Genomic DNA, 26,436 nt, shown 5'->3' on the forward strand with positions numbered 1-26,436 from the left:
GGGGGCCGGGGCAACGGGAGAAGGAGGCGGACGCCATGAAGGTCATCGACAGCCAGGTGTATGCGTTCTCGAAGGACAACGCGCCCTGCTACACGGCGCAGCCGGGCGAGGTGCTCAAGTTCAAGACGCTCGACTGCTTCTCGAATCGCCTGGTGGACGAGACGGTGACCATGGCCAGCCTCGACTACGGCTACGACGTGGCCAACCCCGCGGCCGGCCCCGTGTACGTGGAGGGCGCCGAGCCGGGCGACGTGCTGGTGGTGGACATCTACGACATCGAGGTGGCCGACGAAGGCACCATCGCCACCGACGACCACTGCGGCCCGCTGTTCGAGGGCACGGACTACCGCACGAAGAAGGTGCCCATCGTAGACGGGATGGCCGAGGTCAACGGCGTGAAGTTCCCCATCGACCCGATGATCGGCGTCATCGGCACCGCGCCCGACGGCGACGACGTCATCGACGGCTACGTGGGCGCGCACGGCGGCAACCTGGACAACAAGCTCATCACCAAGGGGACGCGCCTGTACTTCCCGGTGCGCGTGCCCGGCGCGCTCTTGCAGATGGGCGACGTGCACGCCGCCATGGGCGACGCGGAGCTGTGCGGCACGGGCATCGAGATAGCCTCCGAGATCACCGTGAAGGTGTCGCTCATCAAGGGCTTCGAGCTGAACTGGCCCGTGCACGAGACGTTCGGCCCGCACGGCCAGTGGTACGTGAACGCCAGCGCCCAGGAGTTCAACGAGGCCCTGGTGAACGCCTCGAAGGAGATGCAGCGCCTGCTCATGCGCGTGACCGGCTGGGACGCCGTGGACACGTACATGTACATGTCGGTGCGCAGCGACGTGGAGCTCAACCAGGCGTGCAAGCCGTGCGAGGTGCAGCTGAGTCTGCGCATGGGCACGCCGAAGCTGCCGCAGTTCCCGCCGCTGGTGGGCTAGCCGCGCGGCGTGGAGAGGATCGTCCGGCGCCTGTTCGCAGGGGCCGTCTACGATACCGCGTCTACCGCTTTACGAGGGTAAAGCGAGAGACGCGGAACCCAAACTGGCGCGCGGTGGGGATCGCGCGGAGACGAGAGAAGGGGTGTTGCGATGGCGAAAGCCGAGACTCCGGCCAAGGTGTCCGGAGAGAACATCGAGCAGTTCGGCTATAAGCAGGAGCTGCGACGGGGCATGGGGCTGTGGGACGTCGTGCTGTACGGCGTGCTGTTCATGGTGATCATCGCCCCGCAATCGATTTACGGCACGATCCAGCAGAACAGCCACGGCATGACGCCGCTGGTGTACATCATCGGCTTCGTGGCCATCCTGTTCACGGCCATGAGCTACATGCGCATGTCCAAGCGCTTCCCCATCGCGGGGTCGGTGTACTCCTACGTGCAGCGCGGCATCAACCCGCACGTGGGCTTCATGGCCGGTTGGCTCATCCTGCTGGACTACGTGCTGGTGCCGTCCCTGCTCATCGTCATGGTGATGAACTGGGGTGTCGCGCTGGTTCCCGGCAGCCCGGCGTGGCTGTGGGCCATGGCGTTCATCGCGTTCAACACGTTCGTGAACATCCGCGGCATCCAGATGAGCCGCGGCGTGGACTGGGTCATCTTCATCGTCGAGATCGTGGCCGTGGTGGCGTTCATCGCCCTGGGCACCAGCTTCGTGCTGGGCGGCGGCGGTGCGGGCGGCTTCGTGATGGATCCGCTCTACCAGCCGGGTCAGGTTGACGCGCACTTCATCGCGGCGGGCATCTCGATCGCGGCGCTGTCGTTCCTCGGCTTCGACGGCATGTCGACGCTGGCCGAAGAGACGCACGAGCCCGAAAAGAACATCGGACGAGGCATCATCATCGCGCTGTCCATCATCATCGTGGTGTTCGTGGCGCAGACCTACATCGCCGCCATCGTGCAGCCCGACTGGGCCAACACCGATCCCGACATGGGCTTCTTCGATTCCGTTATGCTGGTGGGCGGCCCCGTGTTCTACAAGATCATGCTGCTGGTGAACATCGTGGCCGTGGGCATCGCCAACATCATCAACGCGCAGATGGCGTCCTCGCGCCTGCTGTACTCCATGGGCCGCGACGGCGTTATCCCGCGCGTGTTCGGCAAGGTGCATCCGAAGTACCAGACGCCGTGGGTCGCGTCTATCTTCCTCGGCGTCATTACGCTGTGCCTGGCACTGCCGCTGCAGGACTACATGGGCACGCTGGCGGGCTTCGTGAACTTTGGCGCGCTGTCGTCGTTCATCCTGCTGAACTTCGCCGTGTTCTGGTTCTTCTTCGTGAAGGAGAAGAAGCGCACGTCGTTCAAGGATGTGCTGATGTATTTGATCTGCCCGGCCATCGGCATCGTCATCCTGGGGTACGTGTTCACCGGCTTCGAGCTGGCCACGTACGCCGTGGGCATCGTGTGGCTGGTGATCGGCCTGATCATCGGCGCGGTGAAGTCGAAGGGCTACAAGGAAGTCCCCGAGGCGTTCAAGCACCTGGAAGTGTAGCGAATCGCTGAGTGTGATCGAGGGGCCTCGCGCGTGCGGCGGGGCCCTTTTTCGTTTGAAGGGAGCGAGCATGTCGAACGGCGGCGATGCGATTCTGGCGGTGGGGGCCATCATCGTGGATCTGGTGTGCCGGGTGCCGCGTCTGCCGCAGTCGGGCGAGGGCATCGTGGCCGACGAGGTGCGCGCCACGGTGGGCGGCTGCGCGTTCAACTCCGCGAACGTGCTGCGGCAGCTAGGCGTGCCGCATACGCTGTTCGCGCCGGTGGGTAGCGGGGTGTTCGCCGGGTTCGCCGAGCGCGAGCTGGCCGCGCGCGGCTTGGAGGCGCTACGCGTGCCGGGCGGGCGCGACAACGGCGGCTGCGTGTGCTTCGTGGAGCCGGACGGCCAGCGCACCATGCTCACCATGCCGGGTATCGACCGCCACTTCGAACCCGCGTGGTTCGATGCGTTGGATGCCGGCCGCTTCGCATGCGGGTTGGCCAGTGGCTATGAGGTGGAGGGCGCGGGCGGCTCCGCCATCATCGGCTTCTTCGAGGCGCATCCCCAGGTGCAGCTGTACTACGGCCCCGGGCCGCGCATCCAGGGCGTCGGGCCGGAGAAGACGGCGCGCATCAACGCGCTGCATCCCGTGTGGCATCTGAACGACCAGGAGGCGCTCGCCTACACGGGGCGTGCGTCGCTGGAAGCGGCCGGCTTCGCGTTGGCGGAGGAATGCGGCAACGCCGTGGTGGTGACGGCCGGCGCGGAAGGCGCGCACCTGTTCGAGGGCGGGCGGCACGTGCTGGTGCCCACGGAGCCCGTGCGGGTGGTGGACACGATAGGCGCCGGCGACGCGCACCTGGGTGCGCTCGTGGCCGCGCGGACGGCGGGCCGCTCGTGGGAGGACGCGCTCGCCCTGGCGAACCGCGTGGCCGGCGCCGTCTGCCAGGTGGAAGGCGGTACGCTGGACGACGAGACGTTCGCGCAGTTGGGCGTGCCCCCTCTGTCATCCTGAGCGGGCGAAGCATCCCCCTTGTCATCTGAGCGGAGCGACCGAAGGGAGCGCAGTCGAAGGATCCCGCGCGGCGCCAGCTGTGACGTTTCCGGCTTTCGCCGCACGGGATCCTTCGACTCCGCGCTGACGCGCTCCGCTCAGGATGACACAGGGGGAGCGCTTCCCCGTCCCGGGCAGGATGACAAAACCGCGCGTTCGCCGTACAATCTCCGGCGGCGGGCGCGCGACGAAGCGGCCCTGCAATTCGGGAAGGACGGCCTCATGACCAAGCGCATTTCCATACTGGGCGACTCCATCAGCACGTTTCAGGGGTGCAACCCCGAGGGCTTCCGCGTGTTCTACGAGGGCGAACGACGCGCGGCAACCGGCGTCAAGCTGCCTACCGACACCTGGTGGGCGCAGGTGCTCGCAGCGCTGGGCGCCAAGCCGCTGCGGGTGGGCGCGTTCTCCGGCAGCATGGTGGAGGGCGCGGGCTTCCCGGCGGGTAACAGCCAGCAGCGCGTGGAGGCGCTGGCGAAGGATGGCGTCGCGCCCGATGGGGTGCTCGTGTTCATCGGCATCAACGACTACGGGTGGGGCGGTGCGGAAGCCCAGGCGGCGGGACGTGGAAACGCCCTGCCCGAGTGCCTGGACGTGGAAAGCGTGCCCGAGCGCACCGCCGGTCTCGCGCCTGCCGATGCGGCCGAGCGCTTCGGGGCCGCCTACAGCCAGATGCTCGCGCGCATTCGCGAGGCGTATCCCCAGGCCGAGGTGTGGTGCTGCACGCTCTGCCCGGGCCGCGTGGCCGGCAGCGAGCGTTCCACGTTCGCGTACAACCTGCGAGGCGTGCACTTCGACAGCTACAACGATGCCATCCGCGAGGCGGCTCGCGCGAACGGCTGCAAGGTGACCGACATCCGCGCGCTCGGCCGCGACTACGAGGCGCTCGACGGCACGCACCCCACCGCGCGCGGCATGCGCCAGCTGGCCGCCATGGTGGAGCAGTCCATGGGGCTGCCGCTGGACGATGCGGCTGCTCAAGCGCTTGCCGAGGCCCCGCGCTCCGAGGAATCCTGCGACCGCCCGTCGTGCATCGGCTGCGAACGCGCCGCCTCCACCGGCAACCAGTGGCTCTGCGTCTGCGAGCCGCCAGCCTAAAGACGGCGCGCGTCGTGACAAGATTAGAGAATCTTGTCACATTTGGTGATAAGAAAGAAGAATCTTGTCACGAGAAGGGAAGCGGCCCTGCTCTCGCATCGTCGTTCTTCTGCCGAATCGCCTTCATCTTAAAAACACTTACGCGAGCCGTCGCGATTCGCTAGAATCGATTGCTGCCGTATGCTTTCGACGCGTTCGGCGTGTCTCGTTACCCCGAAAGGCGCACGTCTCGCGCTGGTAGGTTCGATGGGGCCCTCAAGATAACCGAAGATGAAAGGACTTCCTTCATGCAAGGAAAACCTCTTGTGCTGCTGCTTTCCGTGTTGTACGGCAGCGCGTTCCTCGCGGGGTTCAACGAGAACCTCGTCAACATGGCGCTCGTGGCCATTATGGGCGACTACGGCGTGGATTCCGTCACGGCGCAATGGCTGGTCACGGGCTATATGATTGTGGCCACCGTCGTGGTCATGTGCATGGCGTTCCTCTACCGGCGCTTCCATGTGCGCACGCTGTTCTTCAGCGCGGCGGGCTTGAGCATCGTGGGCTCGGCGATGGGCCTGGTCGCGCCCAGCTTCGAGGTGCTCATGGCGGCGCGCCTGGTGCAGGCGGTGGGCACGGGCATCTTCATTCCGCTCATGATGAACACTATCCTGGCGGTCACGCCCAAGAACAAGCTGGGCACGTTCATGTCCGTGGGCGGCTGCATGATCACGTTCGGGCCCGCGTTCGCGCCGGTGGTGTGCGGTGCGCTGGTGACGGCGTTCGGGTGGCACAGCATCTTCGTCGTGCCCATCGCGGCTATGGCGGTGCTTGTGGTGATGGGCTTCTTCTTCGTGAAGAATTTGGAGACGAGCGAGGCGCACTTGGACGTGGCGTCGGTGGTGCTGTCGGCCGTGATGCTGACGGCGCTGTCGTTCGGTCTGGCCCAGCTCACGCTTGATGCGGCGGTGGCGGCTGTATCGCTGGTGCTGGCTGTGGCGGTGGGCGCGGCGTTCGCGGTGCGCCAGCTGCGGTGCGCCCACCCGCTCATCGACCTGGCGCCCATGAAGAGCCGCGCGTTCTGGCCGGCGCTGGTGCTGGCCACCATCGCCATGATGAGCACGTTTTCCCTGAGCGTGCTGCTGCCGCTGTACCTTGAGGGTGCGGCGGGCATGACGGCGATGGTTGCGGGCCTGGTCATCCTGGTGCCCGTGCTGGCGAATGCGGGCTGCACGCTTTTGGGCGGCCGCATCATGGACAAGCTTGGCGAGTGGCCGCTGCTGCCGCTGGGCTTCGCGGCCATCGCGCTGGGCTTCGCGGGGCTCATCGTGGCGAGCCCGCTGCTGTCCATTCCGCTCATGTTCGTAGGGATGTTCGCGGTGTACGCGGGCGTGGGCTTCATCTTCTCGCCGTCGCAGACGGCCGGCTTGCGCACGCTGCCCCCGCAGCAGAACCCGTTCGGCGTGGCGCTCATGACCACGTTCGTGCAGATAGCGGCATGCATCGGGCCTTCGTTGTACATCGGCATCATGTCGTCGGGGCAGGCGGACGCGGCGGCGCAGGGGGCGAACGCGGCCTCGGCTGTGGCCAGCGGCTTCTCCCTGGCGATGGCGGTGGCCGCGGCCATCGGCGCGCTCGGCTTCGCGATGGCGTTCGTGTACGCCCGCGCGGCCCGCAAGCGCTCCCAAGTGCGCGCCGCCGAGCGCGCGGCCGCCCCGCAGTCGGTGCTGGCATTGCTCATGCAGGCCGACCCCTACACGCTGCCTGCCAGCGCGTCGGTGGGCGAGGTGATGCGCGCGTTCGTCGACCGCAAAGTGGGCGGTCTGCCGCTGGTGGACGAGGCGGGCAAGCCGGCCGGCTTCGTGTCCGACGGCGACGTCATGCGCTACCTAGCCGACAAGCATCCCGTGATCACCGGGGCGTATTCCCTGATGGAGGCCGCCCAGAGCCAGACGTTCGACGAGCGCCTCCGCGAGCTCATGGCGCTGCCGGCCAGCGTGATCGCCACGCAGAAGGTGGTCGCGCTCGACGCCGACGCCACGCTGGAGGAGGCGTGCGCCCTTCTGGCCGAACGCCGTCTGAAGAAAGTGCCCGTGGTGCGCGCCGGCGCCGTCGTGGGCACGGTGAACCGCTCCGACATCCTCCGCTACGCCATGGACTCCTGCCTGCAGGGGGCGTAGGCGTGTTCTCTGTCGGACAGGGAAGGCGTTGACGCGAGGGGCGCCTTCCCTTAATACAGCACGGGATTCTCCTCGTTGCAGTACGCGCGCAGCTTCTCGTAGTCCTTCACGAGGAGCTGCGTTTTCGTGCGCTCCACCACGCCTTGGGTTTCCAGCGCGGTCAGCAGCTTGCTGCATGTGGTGATGTGCACGAGCAGGATGTCGGAGAGCGCTTGCAGCGTGAGGTTGCACTCGATGCGGTACACGCCGTCGGGATCGGGCTCGCGCACTTCGCACAGCTTCGTGAGCCAGATGAGGATGCGCTTGCTGGACGATTGGATGCCCGTGTTGCCGATGCGGTGGCCTATCTGCGCAAAGCTCATGTGCACCACGTACATGAGCTCGTCGAACAGCTCGAAATCCTCGCGCACGATGTCGAACAGCTGCTGCAGCGTGAACGCGAATACCACGGTGTCCTTGGTGGCCACGAACTTCATGCGGTTCTGACCGATGGAGGCGAAGTGGTGGTACTCGGCCTGAAAGGCGTTGCCCTCGTTGCGGTAGTACACCACGATTTCCCGACCGTCCTCGTTTTCGAAGCAACATTTCAGTTGCCCCTTCTCGATGTAATAGAAATAGCGGTCGTCTTTGTCGGCGCAGGTCAGGTCGATGTATTCGCCCTTGAACAGCTTCCGCTTGCGCGCCTGGTCGATGAACTCCCCGAATCGCAGCTTCTTGAACGGAAGCGTCGGAATGAGGATGGCGTCGAAGTCGCTATCGGTGCCCACGAATCCCCCTGTCGTCGTGTCCTCGATTATTGTAGCTCAACGCTCCGTGTTCTGCGCCCGATGTTTCCTACGAAAGCTCTGTGATTTGATTGCGCATCTGCGGCGCTTTCGCACGATAACTCCAAGTTATGCCGCCGCTTCTACCGGCCGCCGCGTAGATTTCATACCCTGTAAACACGCTGCGGAACAGGCATGACGCTAAACCGGGGAAACGTGCTGCGCCGCCTCTCCAACTTCGGCGTGCTCTTCGTGGCGGGGGAATAGAACCTATCGGAAGGGGAGTGAAGCTATGGCGAACATGGCGATGGCCATCGACCTCAGGCGCTGCGCGGGATGCTACGCGTGCGTGGTTGCGTGCCAGATGCACAACAACACCGAACCAGGTGTGGCCTGGGGCAAGGTGGAAGCGCGGGAGTGGGGGGAGGATCCCGACAACCGCCGCTGCTACCTGCCGCACGCCTGCATGCACTGCGAGGACGCGCCGTGCGTGAACGTGTGCCCGACGGGCGCGTCGTACGTGCGCGAAGACGGCATCGTGATGGTGGACTACAGCGAGTGCATCAACTGCGGGTCGTGCATCCATGCGTGCCCGTACGGCGCGCGCGTCCAAAACGACGTGGCGGCCAACTATTTCGATGCCGAGGAGCCCGCGCCGTATGAAGCCGAGGGCATTCAGCGCACGAACGTGGTGGAGAAGTGCATCTTCTGCGCGGGTCGCATCGACGCGGGGCTTCAGCCCGCCTGCGTGTCGAACTGCCCCGGCAACGCGCGCTACTTCGGCGATCTGGACGATCCCGAAAGCCCTGTCAGCGCGTTCATCGCGAAGAACGAGGTGGTGCAGATTCGCAACACGCACTTCTACTATCGGCCGGTAGACGGCATGCCGGAGGACCTGCTGCCGCATGCCGAGGTGCAGACGGTGGCCAACAAGGGCGTCGATTCGCAGCCGGCCGATCCCGGCATCCCGCTGCCTGCGGCCGTCGGCGGCGTGGCCGTGGCGGCTGTGGCGGGCGCGGGCATCGCCGTGGGTGTGAAAAATCAGCGCAAATCCGAGCAGGTCGAGGTCGAGGCGAAAGGTGGCGACGACCATGAGTAACGCAACGTTGGATCACGCAGCAGCGCCGGGTACGGGCCTGTCGCGCCGCAGCTTCCTCAAGGGAGCGGCAGCCATGGCGGTGGGCATCTCGGCCATCGAGGGCGGCTTCGAGTTCGTCTACCCCGACGACGCATTCGCCGACGAGAGCGCGCCCGAGGTCACGAAGCACACGTACTGCGACATGTGCAACCATGCGCCGAAGTGCGGCATCACCGCCACGGTGAAGGAGGGCAAGATCGTCCGCGTGGTGTCGCGCGAGAACTACCCGAACAGCCCGCTGTGTGCGAAGGGCCTGTCCAGCTTGCAGGAGCTCTACGATCCGCACCGCCTGCTGCATCCGATGAAGCGCACGAAGCCGAAAGGGCAGGGCGACGCCGGCTGGGAACAGATCACTTGGGATGAGGCGTACGACACCATCGTCGCGGCGCTCACCAAGGTGAAGGACGAGATGGGCCCCGAGGGCGTGTTCTTCTACTGCGGCGACCCGAAGGAGCCGCGCGGTGCCGTGAACCGCCTGGCCAACCTGTTCGGCACGCCCACCTATGGCAACGAAAGCTCCACCTGCGCCTACGCCACGCTCATCGGCACCGGCCTGGTGTTCGGCGCGCAGACGATGGGCGCGAACCCCACCGACGCCTCCAAGTCGTGCCTCATCTGGTCGCTCAATCCCGCGTGGTCGCTGCCCAACCGCTTCGGCAAGCTGATGAACGCAAAGGAGAAGGGCTGCAAGTTCATCGTGGTGGACCCGCGCGTCACGCCCACGGTGACGGGCCTAGCCGACATCCACCTGCAGCTGCGTCCCGGCACGGATGGCGCGCTGGCGCTGGGCATCGCGCACGTCATGCTGCGCGACGGCTACTACGACGAGGACTTCTGCGCCAACTGGACGCACGGCTTCGATGAGTTCAAGGAGTACGTGCAGCAGTTCACGCCCGAGAAGGTGGCCGAGATTACCTGGGTGCCGGCCGAGAAGATAGAGGCGGCGGCGAAGCTGTGGGGCCAGGAGACGCCCGGCTCGTTCATCACGAGCGCGAGCCCGCAAGTGCACCACACCAATGCCGGCAACAACATGCGCGCCATCGCGTCGCTCGTGGCACTGGCCGGCAACGTGGACGTGGCCGGCGGCTTGCAGATAGCGCCCGGGCTGCCGTTCGACCTGTTCGCCAGCACGGCCGGCTTCAACCGCGAGGACATCTATGACGCGGAGCTGGCCGACAAGCGCTACGACCTGCAGGACTTCCCCGTGTGGACGAGATTCGTCAAGCAGATGCAGACGAACCGCTTCCCCGAATATGTGGACGAGGGCAAGATCAAGGCCATGGTGATGTTCGGCGGTAACGCCATGATGTGGCCTCAGAGCCACCTGTACCAGGAGGCTATCGGCAAGCTGGACTTCGTCTGCGCGGCCGACTACTACATTCGCCCCTGGACGCACGACTACGTGGACATCATCCTGCCCGCCGCCATGTGCTACGAGCGCATGGCTCCGCTCGCGGTGTTCGGACGCAAGATCTACCTGCGCGAGCCGGTGGTGGAGCCGCGCGGCGAGGCGCGTGAGGACTGGCAGGTGGCCATGGAGCTGGGCAGTCGCCTGGGTTACGCGGAGGAGTGCTTCAACGGCAGCGTGGAGGAAGCTCTGGCCGAGGTGCTGCGCACGTCGGGGCTGGAGGTGACCATGCAGGATCTGCGCGACAATCCCGACGGCTACACGGTGCCGGGTGGCGCGCCTTACGAGCCAAAGAAGTACGAGACGGGCAAGATCCGCAAGGACGGCCAGCCTGGTTTCAACACGCCCAGCGGCAAGATAGAGCTGGTGTCCGAGATCATGATAGAGTGCGGCTTGGAGGGCCTGCCGGAATACAACGAGCCGGTGAGCAGCCCCATCAGCACGCCCGACCTGGCGAAGGACTATCCGCTCATCCTGAACACGGGTTCGCGCGTGCCCATGTACTCGCACTCGAAGCTGCGCGACTGCCCCTGGCTCAACCAGTTCATGCCCGAGCCCATCGTGCGGCTGCATCCCAAGACGGCCGCCGAGCGCGGACTGGAGGACGGCGAGCAGGTGCGCGTGTTCAACCACCTGGGCGAGATACAGGTGAAGCTGGAGGTGACGAACCTCGTGCTGCCAGGCGTGGTGGACATCTTCCACGGATGGGAGAAGGCCAACGTGAACAAGCTTACCGAGCGCGAGTTCGACCATGTGACGGGCTACCCGCCGTTCAAGTCCGGCTTGTGCCAGGTCGAACGAGCGTAGGGGGCCGCCATGAAAGCGAAGAAATGGCCCCTGGTGGCGGGTGTGGTGGCGCTCGTCCTAGTGGTGGCCGGGATGGGGTTCTGGGTGTGGCACGAGCAGCCGAGCTTCTGCGGCGCCATCTGCCATACGCCCATGGACCCGTATGTTGAAACCTACGAGCAGCCGCTCGGCCAGGCGGGCGTTGACAAGTGGGGCAACGAGGTGGCGGACACGTCCAGCATGCTGGCGGTGGCACATCGGGCTTCGGGCAAGACCTGCCTCGACTGCCACGTGCCCACGCTGGGCGAGCAGGTGACGGAGGGCGCGGCCTGGGTGACGGGCGGCTACGGCGTGCCCCTTGCCGAGGCGACGCTGGCCGACTTGACAGCGGCGCGCGGGCTCTCGCCCGACGAGTTCTGCCTGAATGAGGCCTGCCACAACCTTACGCGCGACGATCTGGCGAAGGTGACGGCCGACCAGCCGCGCAACCCGCACCTGCCCTATCACGGCGATATCTCGTGCGACTCGTGCCACAAGGCGCATCGCGCGTCGGTGAACTACTGCACCACCTGCCACGATGACGCCGTGACGCCCGCCGGTTGGCTGACTGCGAAGGAAAACGCGCAGCTGCCCGCAGCGTAGGACCCGCGCACCCCCTCCCTCCCTCGCGCGGGAAGGCGGCCGCCCGGCTATCGTGCCGGGCGGCCGCCTGCGGTTTTCGGAGCGAAAATGGCACCGAGAGCAAACGAGCACCCGTCCCGTTGCCATTTCTGCAAAGGCTGTGCGGGTTTCTTGACATCGGGCGGGCTCGTACTACAATCACGTGTTAGCAGTCTCAGCCTGCGAGTGCTAAAACAGGATTGAAAGGGAGCGACGCGAACCATGCGCAAGTTCAAAACCGAGAGCAAGAAGCTGCTCGACCTCATGATCAACTCCATCTACACCAACCGCGAGATCTTCCTGCGCGAGCTCATCTCCAACGCCTCCGACGCGGTGGACAAGCTCTACTTCAAAAGCCTCACCGACAAGGACATCCAGCTGGCCAAAGACGAGCTGGCCATCCGCGTGAGCTTCGACAAGGACGCGCGCACCGTCACGGTCAGCGACAGCGGCATCGGCATGACGAAGGACGAGCTCGACCGCAACCTGGGCACCATCGCGCACTCCGACAGCATGGCGTTCAAGCTGGACAACGCCGAGGCCCAAGGCGACGACGTGGACATCATCGGCCAGTTCGGCGTGGGCTTCTACAGCTCGTTCATGGTGGCGAAGAGCGTACGCGTGGTGTCGCGCGCCTACGGCAGCGACGAGGCCTGGGCCTGGGAAAGCGACGGCGTGGAGGGCTACAGCATCGAGGCGGCCGAGCGCGAGGGCCACGGCACCGACGTCATCCTCACGCTCAAGGACAACGAGGGCGACGAGAGCTACGACACCTTCCTTTCCGAATATGGCCTGAAAAACCTCATCAAGCGCTACAGCAACTACGTACGCTACCCCGTGCAGATGGAGGTGTCGAAGAGCCGCGAGAAGCCGCGCCCCGAGGACGCCGACGACGACTACACGCCCGAGTACGAAAGCTACACCGAGCTCGACACCATCAACTCGATGATCCCCATCTGGAAGCGCAGCAAATCCGAGGTCACCGACGAGGAGTACCACGAGTTCTACAAGACCGACTTCCACGACTTTGCCGACCCCGCGCGCACGTTCAGCATCCACGCCGAGGGCGCGCTCTCCTACGACGCGTTGCTGTTCGTGCCCAGCCGCGCGCCGTACGACCTGTACAGCAAGGACTTCAAGAAGGGCCTGGCGCTGTACAGCTCCAACGTGCTCATCATGGAGAAGTGCGAGGAGCTGCTGCCCGACCACTACAACTTCGTGCGCGGCGTGGTGGACAGCCAGGATTTGCAGCTGAACATCAGCCGCGAGACGCTGCAGCACAACAGCCAGCTGCGCGCCATCGCCAAGAAGGTGGAGAAGAAAGTCACGTCCGAGCTGAAGAAGATGCGCGACAACGACCGCGAGGAATACGAGCGCTTCTTCGAGAACTTCGGCCGCGGGCTGGAGTACGGCATCTACTCGAGCTACGGCATGCTGAAGGACGAGCTGGCCGAGCTGCTGCTGTTTTACTCCGCCAAGCAGGAGAAGCTGGTCACGCTGGACGAGTACCTGGCCGCCATGCCGGAGGGCCAGAAGGCCATCTACTACGCCGCCGGCGAGAGCATCGAGCGCCTGGCCAAGATGCCCATCGTGAAGACGGTGCTGGCCAAGGGCTACGACGTGCTTCTGTGCACGCGCGACGTGGACGAGTTCTGCTTCCAGTCGATGATGACCTACGGCGCCGCGGCGGCCGGCGACGGCGAGGACGCGCCGGAGCCGTTCGAGCTGAAGAACGTGGCGTCGGGCGACCTCGATCTGGCCTCCGAGGAGGAGAAGAAGGAGGCCGAGGAGACGGCCAAGGAGAACGAGGGCCTGTTCGCGGCTTTGAAGGACGCGCTCGGCGACGCGGTGACCGACGTGACGGTGTCGTCGCGCCTGACCGATGCGCCGGCGTGCATCACGGCGGCCGGCCCCATCTCGCTGGAGATGGAGCGCATCATGGCGCAGATGCCCGACGGCGAGGACGGCCCCAAGTCCGAGCGCGTGCTGGAGCTGAACGTGAAGCACCCCGTGTTCGCCGCGCTGAAGGCCGCGCAGGAGGCGGGCGACGCCGACAAGGTGAAGCTGTACGCCACCATCCTGTACAACCAGGCGCTCATCGTGGAGGGCATGCCCATCGACGATCCGGTCGCCTACGCCAACGCGGTGACGAAGCTGATGGCGTAATTAGGGTGGGGCCCATTGTCATCCTGAGCGGAGCGCGCCAGCGCGAAGTCGAAGGATCCCCTGCGGTGCCAACCGGGAGTCTTTCGGCTATCGCCGCACGGGATCCTTCGGCTACGGCCTACGGCCTTCGCTCAGGATGACAGGGAAGAGCGTGTCGCGCTGACGCGCTCTTTTAGAGGGATCTTTCGACTCGCTTACGCTCGCTCAAGATGACGTGCTGGCTGCCTCGTCCTTCGTAGGGGCGGGCAAGCAGGTATGTCATCCCGAGCAGCGACCGAAGGGAGCGTAGTCGAAGGATCCTTCCAAAGCCGCGCGCCGTAAGGCGCGCCACTCTTCTTAAAGCACCGCCTGAGCGATTTGAAAAATTCCGTTCGCGGGTGCCGGGCGGCGCGCTATGATCGGCTTCGTTAGGGGAAGCGAGCCAAAAGGAGGCCAACATGACCGAGGCGATTTTCAAGCGCGCGAGCGTACGCAGGTTCACCGACGAGCCGGTGACGGACGACGAGGTGAGGGCGCTGTTGCGCGCGGCCATGGCGGCACCGTCGGCGGGCAACCAGCAGCCATGGGAGTTCTACGTGGTGCGCGACGAGGCAACGCGCGTCCGTCTGTCCGAGGCGACGCCCTACGCGAAGCCGGCCGCCGCGGCACCGTGCGTCATCGCGGCCTGCACGCACACCGCTGAGCTGCACTTCCCGATGTGCGCCCCGCAGGACATGAGCGCGGCGGTGGAGAATCTCCTGCTTGAGGCCGTGGAGCTGGGCCTTGGTGCCGTGTGGCTGGGCGTCGCGCCGGAACCCGACCGCATTGCCGCCGTGTCCAAGGTGCTCGGCCTGCCGGAAGGCGTCGAACCGTTCGCCCTCGTCGCCTGCGGCCGTCCGGCTGAAGAGCCCGCGCCGAAGGGCCGCGACCGCTTTGACGAGTCCCGCATCCGCTGGATAAGCTAGCGGCCAACCCGCGGCATCCCCCAATGTTTCACGTGAAACATCGGGGATCCGCGCCGCCTGATGCGGATGGCCGCCACCTCGCCGCGGACGGTGCGCCTGAGTTGTTGTTCGGCTAGCGTGGCAAAAAGAAACCTTTTTCGGCGACCTTTTGCCACCTCCGCGCAAGCTCGTTTTCAGCTCACTGCTCGTCAAAATGTTTCACGTGAAACGTCGGGTTCTCAGCACGAATGCTCTGATTCGTCTTGTCGCACAATCAGGCACCTCGGGAGTGCACGCGAATCGGACCTGCCTGACACAAAAAACCTCGACGTGAAAGGATTTTGGCGATCATCGCGGGCGTTGGGATTTCGCGACCTGGGAAAACGCCGAGGGCCATTGCTCCGAGGAGCCGATGACCGCCCCTTTCCGTCTCCGAGCCTTTCACGTAGGGGATTATTGTGTCAGGCGGGCGCGATTCGCGTGCAGGTTCTGATGGCCTGCGGTGCCGAGTGCGCGTGAAACCTGGATTTCTGCCACGATAGGCGGTTTCTCGCGCACTGGACGCTACCGGCACGAGGCGGCCGTCCGCTCGAAACGGTGGCGGATCGCCAACGGGCGCTCCACGATGCATGCATCCTCGCTGGCAGCTGTCGAAAGCCGCGCTATCGTGGCGGCGCCAACCCAGCTCACGCTGCGAGAAAGGATGCGCCATGTTCGACGACCTGCGAGGAAAGACCGCCGTGGTCACCGGGAGTTCGAAGGGGCTCGGCGCGGCCATCGCCCGGCGCTTCGGCGCGGAGGGCATGAACGTGGTGGCGAACTACCGCACCGATGAGGAGGGCGCCCGCGAGACGGTGCGGGCCGTCGAGGAGGCCGGCGGCGCGGCGGCCGCAGTGCAGGCGGACGTGAGCAAGGCCGAGTGCGTAGACGCGCTCTTCGACGCAGCGATGTTCTCGTTCGGCGGCGTCGACGTCTGGGTGAACAACGCGGGAATCGAGGTGGGCGCCCCGTCCGACCAGAAGTCCGTCGAGGAGTGGAAGAAGGTCATCGACGTCAACCTGACCGGGGTCTTTGCCGGCAGCCAGCGCGCTATCCAGCACTTCCTCGACTGCGGCATGCCAGGCGCGATCATCAACCTGTCGTCGGCGCATCAGAGCATCCCGTGGCCGCACTTTGCGGACTACGCCGCCAGCAAGGCGGGCGTGGGCATGCTCACCAAGACGCTCGCGCTCGAGTACGCCGACCGCGGCATCCGCGTGAACGCCGTCGCGCCCGGTGCGGTGGACACTCCCCTCAATGCGGAGAAGCTCGCCGACCCTGCTGCGCTCGAATCCACCGTGAAGCTCGTGCCCATGGGCCGCATCGGCGACCCGGAGGACGTGGCAGCCGCCGTGGCCTGGCTCGCCTCCGATCAGGCGAAGTACGTCACCGGCATCACGCTCTACGTCGACGGCGGCATGACCCTCTACCCCGGTTTCCAACACGGCGACGGGTAGGGTGCCTGCGGTCGCGGCGGCTTCACGCCTCGGTCTTCACGGCGCCTTTGTCGCAGCGGTTTCCCCAGGAGTCGATGATCTTGCCGTCGCGGTGCACGCAGATGATCTCGCAGCGGTTGGCGCATTTCTGGCACTCCACCTCGCGCGTGGCGAACTCGAACGAGCGCAGCGCGTCGAAGTCAAACGCCTCGGCTCCCGCGCGCGGGGCGGCCTCGGCGGCCAGCAAAGCCACGCCGAACGCGCCCATCAGGTGTCCGTCGGCGTCCACGACGACGGGCATCCCCAGCTCGTCCTCGAAGGCGCGCACCACGCCGGCATTCTTGCTCACGCCGCCCTGGAACACCACCGGCGCGACGATCTGCTTGCCTTTGCCCACGTTGTTGAGGTAGTTCGTGGCCACCGCGCGGCACAGGCCCGCGATGATGTCCTCGCGCGCGTAGCCCACCTGGATCTTGTGCACGAGGTCGCTCTCGGCGAACACGGTGCAGCGCGCCGCGATGTTCGCCGGCTTCTTCGACGTGAGCGCGATGGCGCCGAACTCCTCCACCTCCACGCCCAGCCGATGCGCCTGGCTCGAAAGAAACGCGCCCGTGCCGGCGGCGCACAGCGTGTTCATGGCGTAGTCCACGGCGATGCCGTTCTCCACGCAGATGATCTTGGAGTCCTGCCCGCCGATCTCCAGGATGGTGCGCACGTCGGGATGCAGGAACGTCGTGCCCACGGCGTGCGCGGTGATCTCGTTCTTCACCACGGTCGCGCCGCACATCGCACCCACGAGCCGCCGCGCGCTGCCGGTGGTGCCCACGGCGCGCACGCATACGGCGTCGCGGTCGATCTGCGCGCCGAGGTCGGCCACCACGCGCCGCGCCGCGTCGGCCGGGTTGCCCTCGGTCCACAGGTACGTGCGCGCGACGATGCTCCGATCCGCGTCGATGACCACGCCTTTCGTGGAGATGGAGCCGATGTCTATTCCGAGGTACGCGTCCGTCACAGTCTTCTCTTCCTTTCATTGGCGGGATCCTTCGACTCCGGCGGCTGGCACCGCCTCCGCTCAGGATGACAAACGGTCCTTCTTCATGGACAGCATGTCGTAGAACGCTTCGAGGCGGGTGTCTAGGCCGGTGTCGCTCGTCTGCGAGTCGTAGCTCAAATACAGCACGGGCATGCGGTAGTCGTGGCTGATGCGCTGCAGCACGGGCATGCAGTCCACCTCGGGCGTGCAGCCCGACGACTTGAGGTGCACCACGCCGTCGAAGCCCTCCTGCGCGTACTTGAGCGCGGCCGCGATGGTCATGCTCGACGTGGGCCCCATGTCGTAGGCGACGTAGTCGGCGATGCCCGCGCGCAGGTTCTTCTCGTTGTAGCGCAGGTTGCGGCTGGTCATGTTCAGCATCCGGTGCACCTCCACGCCCATGCCCAGCAGCTTGCGCTCAAGCCCCAGGTTGCTGGCGGGGTCGGCCGCGGTGAAATACTCGCCCACCACGCCCACGCGCAGGGGGCGCTCGGGCCGCACGAGCGGCAGGGCGCGCAGCGCGTCGATCCCCCGGCGCTGCGCGGCGGCGATGTCACGCTCGCTCGCAGCCGCGCGCATGTCGGCGAAGTACGCCTCGCGCGCGCGGTCGAACGAGCCCGGCTCGGCCTCGAACCCGGCGTTGGCCAGGTAGAAGTCGCTCGCCTCGTCCAGGCACTCGATCATCTTGAACACGGCCAGCATGCCGCGCACGCCGTGCGGCACCGACAGGTCGGGGTTCACCTTCTTCTTACACGTGGAGATGTACTCGGTCAGCGGCTTGCCGGTGAGCATGGCGAAGTTCAGCATGTCGAACTCGTAGCCCAGATCGCGCAGGATGGACTGCTGCAGCTCGCCGTAGTATCCCAGCCGGCACGGCCCGGCGAACTGCACGAGCACGTCGGCCCCCAGCTCGAGCGCCTCGATGTAGTCGCCCAGGATGTGCTTGAACGGCGCGCACACGAAGTCGCTCGAATGGCGCGAGCCCAGCTCGATGGTGCGTTTCGTGGGCTTCGGCAGCGCGACGAAATCGGCGTCGAGCACCTGCTCCACGAAGAACTTGAACGCGATGTCGTAGTAGCTGTAGCGGAAGAACGCTACCCGCGTGCGGGCGTGGCGGTCGCGCTTGACCGGGCGCGCGCGGCGCGGCAGCTTGGGCAGCAGCTTGAACGGGCCGCCCTCGCCGCCCAGCACCACGCGCGCGCCGCGCACCTCGTCGGAGGTGGCGTCGGTGCGCAGGGGGTTCACGCGCTCGCGGTCGCGCGGATTCTCAGGCGCCATGGACGTAGCCCCCTTTCTTCTGGTAGCGCAGGATGTCAACGAAGCTCTCGACGCGCGTCTCCAGGCCGGCGGTGCCGCTCTGCGCGTCGATGGTGAGGTTGAGGATGGGCTTGCCGCGCACGCAGCGCACGATGGCGTCGTCGGTCATCGAGTCGGGCCCGCACGGGAACGCGCTCACCAGCACGATGCCGTCCACGTGCTCGTGCAAAAGCGTGATGGCCCCGATGAGCTCGCGGTTCACGATCCATGGCAGCGTGTCGGAGAAGTCGAAGCTGGCCTGCAGCGCGCGCTTGCGATCGGCCTCGTCGGTGAACAGGACGACGGCGCCCAGGCCCTCCAGCAGGTCCACCAGCGCGCCGCCCAGGTAGGGGTCGTGCGCGACGTAGGGGTGCGCGGCCAGCAGGATGCCCAGCGGCGCGTCGCCGGGGCGGCCGGCCGCCGCTTGCCGCTCGTGGGCGAGCGTGGCCAGCACGCGGGCCTGCCGCGTGGCGGCGAAGCGCTCGGCCTGCTCCTGGGCGTGCGCGGCCTCCTTCCACGCGCGCTTGGCGTCGCGCGGGCCCGCGCCTAGGGAGGCGGCGGCCGCGAGCAGGCCCTCCTTCATGCCCAGCTTCTCGGCCGACTCGTTCACCAGGCACGACAGCACCGGCAGGCGCTCGTCGGCGAACGTGTTGGCCACGAGGTCGGGCAGCGCCTGGAACTTCGTGCAGAAGCCCTTGCGCAACCCCACGTTGGCGATGCTCGGCACGAACACGGCGTCGCACGCGCCCGCCAGTGCGGCCACGTGGCCGAGGTAGATCTTCGAGGCCAGGCAGCACTCGTCGTTGGACAGCGCGTCGCCCCGCGCCACCGTGCCCTTGTCGGTGGGCGCGCTCAGCACCGTCTCGCGCCCGAGCGCCTCGAAGAACGTCGTCCACAGCGCGCCGTAGCGGTAGTGCAGAAGCGCGCGCGGCATGCCGATGCGCCGCGCGTCGATGTGCCCGGCTCTCGCGGGAAGCCCTGCCGATCCCATGCGTCCTCCTGCCGTTTGTCGCGCGCGTCCTTCCGCATTCCAGCATACCACTGCCCGCGCGCGCAGGTTCGATGCTGCATTGTTTCTCCGCGCGTCCGTCCGCCTGCTGCCGTGCAGGATAAACACCCTTATGACCTGCTAATATGCAAGATGGAAGCACTTTGGTGCTTTGTTAAAAGAAAGTTGAAAGGGGTCAGTTCTCGGTTGCAAGAGGGGCAAGAGCGCTAGAATTCCCCCAGATAGGGAAGAGGCCCGCGTCGGGAACGCTAAGGCAGGTTGAGCGCTAAGGCAGGTTCTTTGAACATAAAACAGATCAAATACTTTGTCTCCGTGTTCGATCACGGCAGCTTGTCGGCTGCGGCAAAGGACCAGTACGTGACGGTGCAAGCCGTGTCCAAAGCCATCGCTGACCTCGAGCGCGAGCTGAAGAGCGACCTGTTCATCCGCCAGAGCAGAGGCGTGCGCCCCACGCTCTTCGGCAAGAGCTTCTACGCGAAGGCGGAGCCTGTGCTGCGGATGTTCGCCGACCTCGAGGAGTTCGCGTGCTCGTACCAGGAGTCCGGCTCGCTGACGCTGAAGCTGGCGTTGTGCACGCCGCCGTTCAGCAATCACGAGCGGGCGCGGGCCAGCATCTCGTCGTTCGTCGGCAAGAACCTCGGCATTGAGACGACGGTCGCGCTCGAAGGATGCGCGCAAGGGGTGGAGCGGCTGCGTGCAGGCGTGTACGATGCGCTCCTCACGGTGGGGGCGCTCGCCCATCCCGACCTCGATTGCGTGAGCGTCGGCACCATCTCCACCGGCGTCCTCATGGCGACGAGCCACCCCCTTGCCTCGCGCACGGCCGTGTCCTTGGAGGACCTCGAGCCGTTCCCGATGGCGGTGGCGAGCGGCTTCGAGTCGTTCGGCGATCCCATCCGGGAGAAGCTCCGCGAGCGGGGCGTCGACGTGCGCCAGCTCGACTTCGACCGCAAAAACCTCGACGAGTTCCTGGGCGCCGACGGGGCGGTGTTCGTCATCGGCATCCCGGCGCTCGGCCGGCTGCATCCGCAAAGCGTCACGCGCCTCGTCGCGTCGGAGGACGCGGTGGCCATCCCTATCTGCCTGGTCAGCCCGAAGGAGCGTAAATCACACGCATACTGCGTGTTCGAGCGCTGGATAGTCGACGAGCTGCTCGTGCTGGGCGGCAACTCCATCGGGCGTTTGGCCGTGGCAGCGGTCGGGTCGCCGGCGAAGTGACTGCGAATAAGCGCCTAAGCTTGGAAACGTAAAAAAGCCCGCCGGGATGGCGGGCTTTTTCAGAGCGCGGTGCGTTCGGTTTGCGCTAGGCTTGGGCAGCCAGGTCCTCGTCGGCGGCGGCGGTAGCCGGCTTGGCGGCCTTCGCCTTCGCCTTGAACGCGGCCCAGATGCCGGCGGCGCACGCGGCGCCCACGAGCGGGGCCACGATGAACACCCACACCTGCGACAGCGCGGTCATATCGCCCGAGAACGCCATCATGAGCGCCGGGCCGAAGCTGCGCGCCGGGTTCACGGACGTGCCCGTCAGCGGGATGCCCATGATGTGCACGAACGCGAGCGTGAGGCCGATGATGATGCCGGCGTAGGGCGCCGTGCGCTCGTCGGCGGTGGAGCCCAGCACGCTCAGCACGAACACGCACGTGAGGATGATCTCCACCACGACGGCGCCGATGGCGGTGAGCCCCACGGACGAAGCGGCGTCATAGCCGTTGCAGCCGAGGCCGGTGGTCAGAGCGCCGCCGAGGTCGCACATGCTCACGATGAGCAGCAGCACGGCCGCGGCCACGATGCCGCCGATGAACTGGGCGATCCAGTAGCCGATCAGGTCCTTGGCGGACAGGCGCTTGTCCAGGAACAGGCCCAGCGACACGGCCGGGTTGATGTGGCAGCCCGACACGTTGCCGATGACGAACGCCATGGCAACGATGGACAGGCCGAACGCCATGGCGATGCCGAGCGTCCCTAAGGTGGCGCCCGCCACGGCGGCGCTTCCGCAGCCGAACAGCGTGAGCACGAACGTGCCGAATGCCTCGGCACCGTACTTCTTGATCGAGGAAGCCTCCATCACGCCCCCCTACTTCGCAGCGCCGATGCGGCAGATCGTGCTTCCGCAGTCGGGGCACGTTCCCTTCGTGATGGGCTTGCCGTTCTTCGTCGTGCCGGCGACGGGATCCTTCATCGCCTTCTTCTCCTTGCACTTCATGCAGTACGCTTCGATAGCCATGACTCTCCTTTTTCGAATACTACAGGTCGGTGGCTTCATGTTCACCTTAGAGAACGCCCACGTCAATGCGTTAAAGAAAAGTTGACAGCTTGACGGGGGGCTGGCATCGGAGGTATGGCGGGGCGCGTTCTAGCCGGCGTCGCGCAGGGCGGCGAACAGGTTGTTGAACGCCTCGGTCATGGAGGGGTGCGTGAACACGGCGTCGCGCAGCGCGGTGGCGGGGATGCGCGCGTCCATGACGATCTTCACGAGATTGACCAGCTCCTGCGCGTCCTCGCAGAACAGGTCCATGCCCAGCACGAGGTCGGAGTTCGCGTCCACGACGGCTTTCATGAGGCCCGTCTCGTCGCGGAGGATGCGCGCTTGGCCGATGCCCGCGGCCGGCAGCGTGGCCGTGCGCACGGTGAAGCCGGCGTCGCGCGCCTCCTGCGCGGTGGCGCCGATGCGGGCGAACGGGGGATGGACGAACGTGCAGCGGGGGATGGCGCCGCGGTTCTCGGTGGTGCGCGCGCCGTCGCCGAGCACGTCGTCGCGCACGATGCGGAAGTCGTCGTAGGCGATGTAGGTGAACTGCGGGCTGCCGGCGGCGTCGCCCATGGCCCACACGCCCGGCGCGGTGGTGCGCAGGTGCTCGTCGGTGCGGATACCGCCGCGCTCGCCGAGCTCGATGCCGGCGGCCTCCAGGTTGAGGCCCGCCGTGTTGGGCGTGCGGCCCGTGGCTGCGAGCACGGCGTGGGCGGGGAAGCGCCTCTCCGCGCCGTTCGCGCCGCCGATGCGCGCGTGCACGAGCACCTGGTCATGCTCGTCGTCGATGCGCTCGACGTCCGCGTCGCAGATCAGCTGGATGCCGCGGTCGGCCAGGCTCTTGCGCACGGCTTCGGCCGTCTCCCCGTCCTCGTGCTCGAGGATGGCGGGGCCGCGCTGCAGCACGGTGACCTGCGCGCCGAAGTCGGCGTACATGCTGGCGAACTCGAGGCCCACGTAGCCGCCGCCGATCACCACCAGCTGACGCGGAAGGGTGCGCACGTCGATGAGCGAGCTGCTCACGTGCACGCGCGGGCTGTCGATGCCGGGGATGGCGGGCAGCGAGGGAAGCGAGCCCGTGTCGATGAACACGCGGTCGGCGTCGATTTCGCGCGTGCCGTCGGCGGTGGCCGCGGTGAGGGCGAGGGGGCCGGTGAACGCGGCGCGCCCGTCGATGACGGCGACGTTGGGACGGTCGGCCAGCGAATGGTAGTTGCGCTCGCGCGCGGAGTCACGCAGCTTGTTCATGTCGTCGATGGCGGCGGCATAGCGCTCTTCGCGCTCCACGATGGAGCCGCCCATGGCCGCCGACAGGCGCGCCGAGTGCACGAGCGCCTTCGTGGGGATGCACGCGTTGTTCACGCAGGCGCCGCCGTACATGCGCTCGGACTGCTCGATGACGGCCACCGTCTGGCCCGCGTCCGCGAGCGCGCCGCCGAGGGCCCGGCCCGCCGTCCCGAATCCGATGATGGCCGCGTCGAAGTGTTCCATGGGTCGTCCTTTCCGTCCTGTTGGGACGTCCCATGGTATCCCGCCCGCCGCACCCCCGAAATGTCCCAATTGGGGACAGTCCCCATTTGGGACATTTCGGCGCTGCCGATTTTTGAGCCGCCGCCTGCTCTCTAAGCTTTATACTGGAAGCGGAACGCAGGCGATGCACCGCGCGCGAAGGGCCGCGAGGCGCGCTGCGACGGAAGGAGGCCGAGAATGGCTGTGAACAAACTGCTCGTCGCATTCGACGAATCCGAGGGTGCGAAGCGCGCGCTCGAGATGGCGGCCAGCCTGGCCGAGCCCAACCCCGACGCGCATGTGGACGTGGTGTACGTCGTGCCCATCCCGCTGCTCGACGACAAGCAGATGGCCAGCTTCAAGGAGATCCTCGACATGATGATCTCCGACGGCGAGGACCTGCTGGCCGAGGCGGTGGATCAGCTGGGCCCCGTGGCCGAGCGCGCCGACTCGCTGCTGCTCACCGGCACGAACCCCGCCACCGAGATCATCAAGCTCATCGACCAGCGCGGCTACGACCTGCTGGTGGTGGGCAACCGCGGCCTGAGCGGCCTCAAAGAGTACATGGGCAGCGTGAGCCACAAGCTGCTCCACGGCTCCAAGATCCCCGTCCTCATCGCGAAGTAAACGCGCGGAATGGCATAAAAGGGGACTGTCCCCTTTTATGCCATTTTCGTAGTGCGCCGCCTCGGCTTTCCCGGGGTCCGTGCGCGTTCCGCGTCTTTATGCGGAGCGGTTGCCCATACCTGTCCACGTGTCGGTCAAGGCGGAGCGCGCACGGACCCCAGGAAAGCGGGGGGGGGGGCTACTTGTCGCCGGGTTCGGTTCCGGTCACTTTCTCGCCGGTCCAGTCGACGATGCCGCCCATGTCGTTGACGTGCTGATATCCCATCGCGATCAGCTTGTCGGAGGCCTGCTTGCTGCGCACGCCGGTGCGGCAGTACACGATGAGCTCGGCGTCGGCGTCGGAGAGCTCGGCCGGCTTGTCCGCGCCGATGGTCTCCACGGGGATGTTGATGGCGCCGGGGATGTGCCCGTCGGCGTACTCCTGCGGCGTGCGCACGTCCACGATGACCGGGTCGCCGGACTCCATGAGCGCTGCGCCCTCGTCGGCGGTGATCTTGGCGTATGCGTCGTTCGTCGATGCGGGCGCGGCGCAGGATGCCAGGCCCAGCACGCCGGCCAAGGCGAACGTCGCGGCTGCGGCCGATGCCGCGCGTCGAGGGGAGCGGGCAACGGCCCTGCCTCCGTCGTTCATCATGCGATTTCCTCCTTGGCCTTCGGGTAACTGTAATATCGTTCAATACAGTTTGTAACTGTAACACTATGGCATACAGATAGAGAAGTCAAGCGATCTTCTCGGGAATCCGCCAGTTGTGAACGCTTCTCCACGGAAGGCGGGGGGGGGGGTACGCTCCAACGCAAAGCGCCCCTCGCGGAGGGCAAGGGGCGCTTGGGCGAATCGGGGTTGCAAACGACTGCGACGGGCGAGCCGCTACGCGCCGATGTACTCGAGCGCGCTCTGGGCGGCGATGCGCCCGGTCACGGTGCCCATGCATAGCGACGAGCCGCTTACCGCGTAGCGCATGTAGAACAGCTCGGCGTTGCCCAACGTGCCGCCGGAGTACAGGCCGGGCACGGGCTTGCGGTCGGCATCGAGCACCTCGGCCTTCGTGCTGATGGCCAGCGCGCCGAACGAGTCGTTCGTGTTCGGCGTGATCTGGATGGCGTAGAACGGCGCCTCCTCGATCTTCTGCAGGTCCTCGGGCTTCTTGTGGAAGTCGGTGTCCTCGCCGGCGTCGCAAAGCGCGTTGTACTTCTCGATGGTCTTCATCAGCGGGTACGACGGCAGGCCCGCAGCCTCGGCCAGCTCCTCGATGGTGTCGGCCGTGTCCACCACGCCCTTCTCGACGCCCTTCTTGATGAGGTCCATGCGCTTGTCGGGCTGCTGCGAGTCGCAGATGATGGTGAACTCCTTGCGCCCGCTCTGCACGAACGGCGTGAAGTAGTCGAACTGGCTGGTCATGGACTCGTTCGCGCAGCGGTAGCCCAGGTCGGACACGAACACGCCGGTGTTCACCATGCGCAGCGAGCTCAGCTCGTCGTTGAGCGGCAGCGGCTCGCGGCCCACCAGGTGGATCTGCGACAGGCCGCCCTTGAGCAGGGTCGTCGCGCCGGCCTGCTTGGCCAGTTCGATGCCGTCGCCGGTGTTGCTGGGGCTGGAGAACGTGTGCCAGCCCACGGCGCCGGGCGCGTAGAGCTCCTTGGCCCAGTCCTGGCCGTCGAAGCCGCCCGAGGCCAGCATGACGGCCTTCGCGTTGATGGTGTACTCGGTGGAGCCCTGGCGCGCCTTCACGCCGGACACCTTGTCGCCGTCGGTGAGCACCTCGATGGCGCGCGTCTCCATCATCAGCTCCACGCCGTTCTTCTCAGCCTCGGCGATGAGGTTGTCCACGATGCCCTTGCCGCTGGTAGTGGACAGCATGGAGCGGTCGGACACGTTGTCGCCGGGCTTCTTGTCGAAGTCGCAGCCCAGCTCAACGAGCCAGTCCATCGCCGCGCCGCCGTTCTCGGCCACGAGACGGCAGATGTCCATGTTGGCGTCGCCGTCGGACTGCTCGAAGAAGAACTGCGCGATCTCCTCGGGCGTGCCGTAGTTCGTGTAGCCCATCTCGTCCTGTTTCTTGGAGCCGCAGCAGTAGAAGTTGCCGGAGCAGATGGACGAGTCGCCGCCGGTCACGTTGTGCTTCTCCAGCACGACCACCTTGGCGCCGCCGCGCGAGGCCTCCACCGCGGCGCTCATGCCGGCGATGCCGCTGCCCACCACCACGAAGTCGGCGTCCTTCGTCTCCTGCTTCTCGGCCGGCTTCTCGGCCGCGGCCTGGATGGTGTCGGGGGCGTTCTTGCCGGCGGGCGCGGCGGAACCGGACGTCTGCGAGCCGCCCTCGCTCGCGGAGTTGGAGCCGCCCTCGGCGCCCGCGCCGGCCTGCGGGGCGCAGGCGGCGAGGCTCCCGCCCGCCACGACGGCGGCGGTGGCGCCCAGGCCCATGATGAACGAGCGGCGGGTCAGGCCGGTGCGATCGTTGATGTTCCCCTGTTCGGACATGTGATTTCCTCCCTCTCGGAAATGTCGGTGGACGGCTTCCCCGCCGTCCGCTGCCGATCATCATGAGGGAGCCGTCCGCGGCGCGTCAGCCCCAAAGTGGGTGGGCCGCCGGTTCGCCTTGCGAAAAAGGCGCGGGGTC

General features: G+C 66.5%; 22 protein-coding genes. 13 read left to right on the forward strand and 9 right to left on the reverse strand.

The features are described 5' to 3' along the window. Positions 1 to 35 precede the first annotated feature (35 nt). From FX134_RS10385 to FX134_RS10405, 5 genes are all read left to right on the forward strand, one after another. A complete protein-coding gene (locus tag FX134_RS10385) occupies positions 36 to 941 on the forward strand; it encodes an acetamidase/formamidase family protein (protein WP_080801378.1) in 906 nt (301 codons plus the stop codon). 150 nt (positions 942 to 1,091) lie between these two features. Further along, on the forward strand, positions 1,092 to 2,489 hold the full coding sequence (locus FX134_RS10390; protein ID WP_080801381.1) for an APC family permease: 1,398 nt from the start codon (positions 1,092 to 1,094) through the stop codon (positions 2,487 to 2,489). Positions 2,490 to 2,559: 70 nt separating this feature from the next. After that, a complete protein-coding gene (locus FX134_RS10395; RefSeq protein WP_080801384.1) occupies positions 2,560 to 3,483 on the forward strand; it encodes a PfkB family carbohydrate kinase in 924 nt (307 codons plus the stop codon). Positions 3,484 to 3,744: 261 nt separating this feature from the next. Next, positions 3,745 to 4,620 carry an SGNH/GDSL hydrolase family protein gene (locus FX134_RS10400; protein ID WP_080801388.1) on the forward strand — a complete coding sequence of 292 codons (876 nt, stop codon included), beginning with the start codon at positions 3,745 to 3,747 and terminating at the stop codon, positions 4,618 to 4,620. A gap of 287 nt (positions 4,621 to 4,907) precedes the next feature. Then, entirely contained in the window at positions 4,908 to 6,779 is a 1,872-nt protein-coding gene (locus tag FX134_RS10405; protein WP_080801392.1) for an MFS transporter, read from the forward strand. 50 nt (positions 6,780 to 6,829) lie between these two features. Here FX134_RS10405 and FX134_RS10410 read toward each other — a convergent pair whose 3' ends face one another. Then, positions 6,830 to 7,546 carry a Crp/Fnr family transcriptional regulator gene (locus FX134_RS10410; RefSeq protein ID WP_080801394.1) on the reverse strand — a complete coding sequence of 239 codons (717 nt, stop codon included), beginning with the start codon at positions 7,544 to 7,546 and terminating at the stop codon, positions 6,830 to 6,832. A 289-nt stretch (positions 7,547 to 7,835) separates the two neighbouring features. Here FX134_RS10410 and FX134_RS10415 point away from each other — a divergent pair, with 289 nt between their 5' ends. The 6 genes from FX134_RS10415 (at position 7,836) to FX134_RS10440 (ending at position 16,120) form a co-directional block, all read left to right on the forward strand. Beyond that, entirely contained in the window at positions 7,836 to 8,642 is an 807-nt protein-coding gene (locus tag FX134_RS10415; RefSeq protein ID WP_080801398.1) for a 4Fe-4S dicluster domain-containing protein, read from the forward strand. Then, positions 8,635 to 10,896 (forward strand): molybdopterin-containing oxidoreductase family protein, encoded by a 2,262-nt coding sequence (locus tag FX134_RS10420; protein ID WP_080801402.1) that lies wholly within the window; start codon positions 8,635 to 8,637, stop codon positions 10,894 to 10,896. The genes FX134_RS10415 and FX134_RS10420 overlap by 8 nt, the downstream gene beginning before the upstream one ends. Positions 10,897 to 10,905: 9 nt before the next feature. Next, positions 10,906 to 11,517: a cytochrome c-type protein Cgr1 gene (gene cgr1 / locus FX134_RS10425; RefSeq protein ID WP_080801409.1), complete on the forward strand. Its 612-nt coding sequence runs from the start codon at positions 10,906 to 10,908 to the stop codon at positions 11,515 to 11,517. A gap of 240 nt (positions 11,518 to 11,757) precedes the next feature. Continuing rightward, on the forward strand, positions 11,758 to 13,701 hold the full coding sequence (gene htpG, locus FX134_RS10430; protein WP_080801412.1) for a molecular chaperone HtpG: 1,944 nt from the start codon (positions 11,758 to 11,760) through the stop codon (positions 13,699 to 13,701). 437 nt (positions 13,702 to 14,138) lie between these two features. Then, positions 14,139 to 14,645, forward strand: coding sequence for a nitroreductase family protein (locus FX134_RS10435; RefSeq protein ID WP_080801414.1), 507 nt, complete (start codon positions 14,139 to 14,141; stop codon positions 14,643 to 14,645). Positions 14,646 to 15,334: 689 nt separating this feature from the next. Beyond that, positions 15,335 to 16,120 (forward strand): glucose 1-dehydrogenase, encoded by a 786-nt coding sequence (locus FX134_RS10440; RefSeq protein ID WP_080801417.1) that lies wholly within the window; start codon positions 15,335 to 15,337, stop codon positions 16,118 to 16,120. 22 nt (positions 16,121 to 16,142) lie between these two features. Here FX134_RS10440 and FX134_RS10445 read toward each other — a convergent pair whose 3' ends face one another. From FX134_RS10445 to FX134_RS10455, 3 genes are read right to left on the reverse strand one after another with little or no spacing between them, the layout of a single operon-like run. Further along, the gene (locus FX134_RS10445) at positions 16,143 to 17,111 is read right to left on the reverse strand and encodes an acyl-CoA dehydratase activase (RefSeq protein ID WP_080801421.1); all 969 of its coding nucleotides are present in this window, start codon (positions 17,109 to 17,111) and stop codon (positions 16,143 to 16,145) included. 60 nt (positions 17,112 to 17,171) lie between these two features. Next, positions 17,172 to 18,410 (reverse strand): hypothetical protein, encoded by a 1,239-nt coding sequence (locus tag FX134_RS10450; RefSeq protein WP_080801426.1) that lies wholly within the window; start codon positions 18,408 to 18,410, stop codon positions 17,172 to 17,174. Continuing rightward, the gene (locus tag FX134_RS10455; RefSeq protein ID WP_080801429.1) at positions 18,400 to 19,419 is read right to left on the reverse strand and encodes an acyl-CoA dehydratase activase-related protein; all 1,020 of its coding nucleotides are present in this window, start codon (positions 19,417 to 19,419) and stop codon (positions 18,400 to 18,402) included. Before FX134_RS10455 ends, FX134_RS10450 begins: the two co-directional genes overlap by 11 nt. A gap of 297 nt (positions 19,420 to 19,716) precedes the next feature. Here FX134_RS10455 and FX134_RS10460 point away from each other — a divergent pair, with 297 nt between their 5' ends. Then, positions 19,717 to 20,655 (forward strand): LysR family transcriptional regulator, encoded by a 939-nt coding sequence (locus FX134_RS10460; RefSeq protein WP_080801433.1) that lies wholly within the window; start codon positions 19,717 to 19,719, stop codon positions 20,653 to 20,655. An 85-nt stretch (positions 20,656 to 20,740) separates the two neighbouring features. Here the strand turns inward: FX134_RS10460 and FX134_RS10465 are convergent, their stop codons facing one another. The 3 genes from FX134_RS10465 to FX134_RS10470 all read right to left on the reverse strand — a co-directional run bounded on the left by FX134_RS10465 (position 20,741) and on the right by FX134_RS10470 (position 23,173). Next, positions 20,741 to 21,499: an aquaporin gene (locus tag FX134_RS10465; RefSeq protein WP_080801437.1), complete on the reverse strand. Its 759-nt coding sequence runs from the start codon at positions 21,497 to 21,499 to the stop codon at positions 20,741 to 20,743. Positions 21,500 to 21,508: 9 nt separating this feature from the next. Continuing rightward, complete coding sequence (locus tag FX134_RS14600; RefSeq protein WP_172623455.1) at positions 21,509 to 21,658, reverse strand: DUF5679 domain-containing protein; 150 nt, start codon at positions 21,656 to 21,658, stop codon at positions 21,509 to 21,511. A gap of 129 nt (positions 21,659 to 21,787) precedes the next feature. Beyond that, positions 21,788 to 23,173 carry an FAD-dependent oxidoreductase gene (locus tag FX134_RS10470; RefSeq protein WP_080801441.1) on the reverse strand — a complete coding sequence of 462 codons (1,386 nt, stop codon included), beginning with the start codon at positions 23,171 to 23,173 and terminating at the stop codon, positions 21,788 to 21,790. A 216-nt stretch (positions 23,174 to 23,389) separates the two neighbouring features. On the opposite strand from FX134_RS10470, the gene FX134_RS10475 reads away from it, so the two are divergent. Beyond that, the gene (locus FX134_RS10475; RefSeq protein WP_080801445.1) at positions 23,390 to 23,818 is read left to right on the forward strand and encodes a universal stress protein; all 429 of its coding nucleotides are present in this window, start codon (positions 23,390 to 23,392) and stop codon (positions 23,816 to 23,818) included. 178 nt (positions 23,819 to 23,996) lie between these two features. Here the strand turns inward: FX134_RS10475 and FX134_RS10480 are convergent, their stop codons facing one another. Then, positions 23,997 to 24,452 (reverse strand): rhodanese-like domain-containing protein, encoded by a 456-nt coding sequence (locus FX134_RS10480; protein ID WP_087881563.1) that lies wholly within the window; start codon positions 24,450 to 24,452, stop codon positions 23,997 to 23,999. Between the two features lie 234 nt (positions 24,453 to 24,686). Then, entirely contained in the window at positions 24,687 to 26,297 is a 1,611-nt protein-coding gene (locus tag FX134_RS10485; RefSeq protein WP_080801449.1) for an FAD-dependent oxidoreductase, read from the reverse strand. Positions 26,298 to 26,436: the final 139 nt, after the last annotated feature.

It is taken from the genome of Arabiibacter massiliensis, from assembly GCF_902386925.1.
Taxonomy (GTDB): Bacteria; Actinomycetota; Coriobacteriia; order Coriobacteriales; family Eggerthellaceae; genus Arabiibacter; species Arabiibacter massiliensis.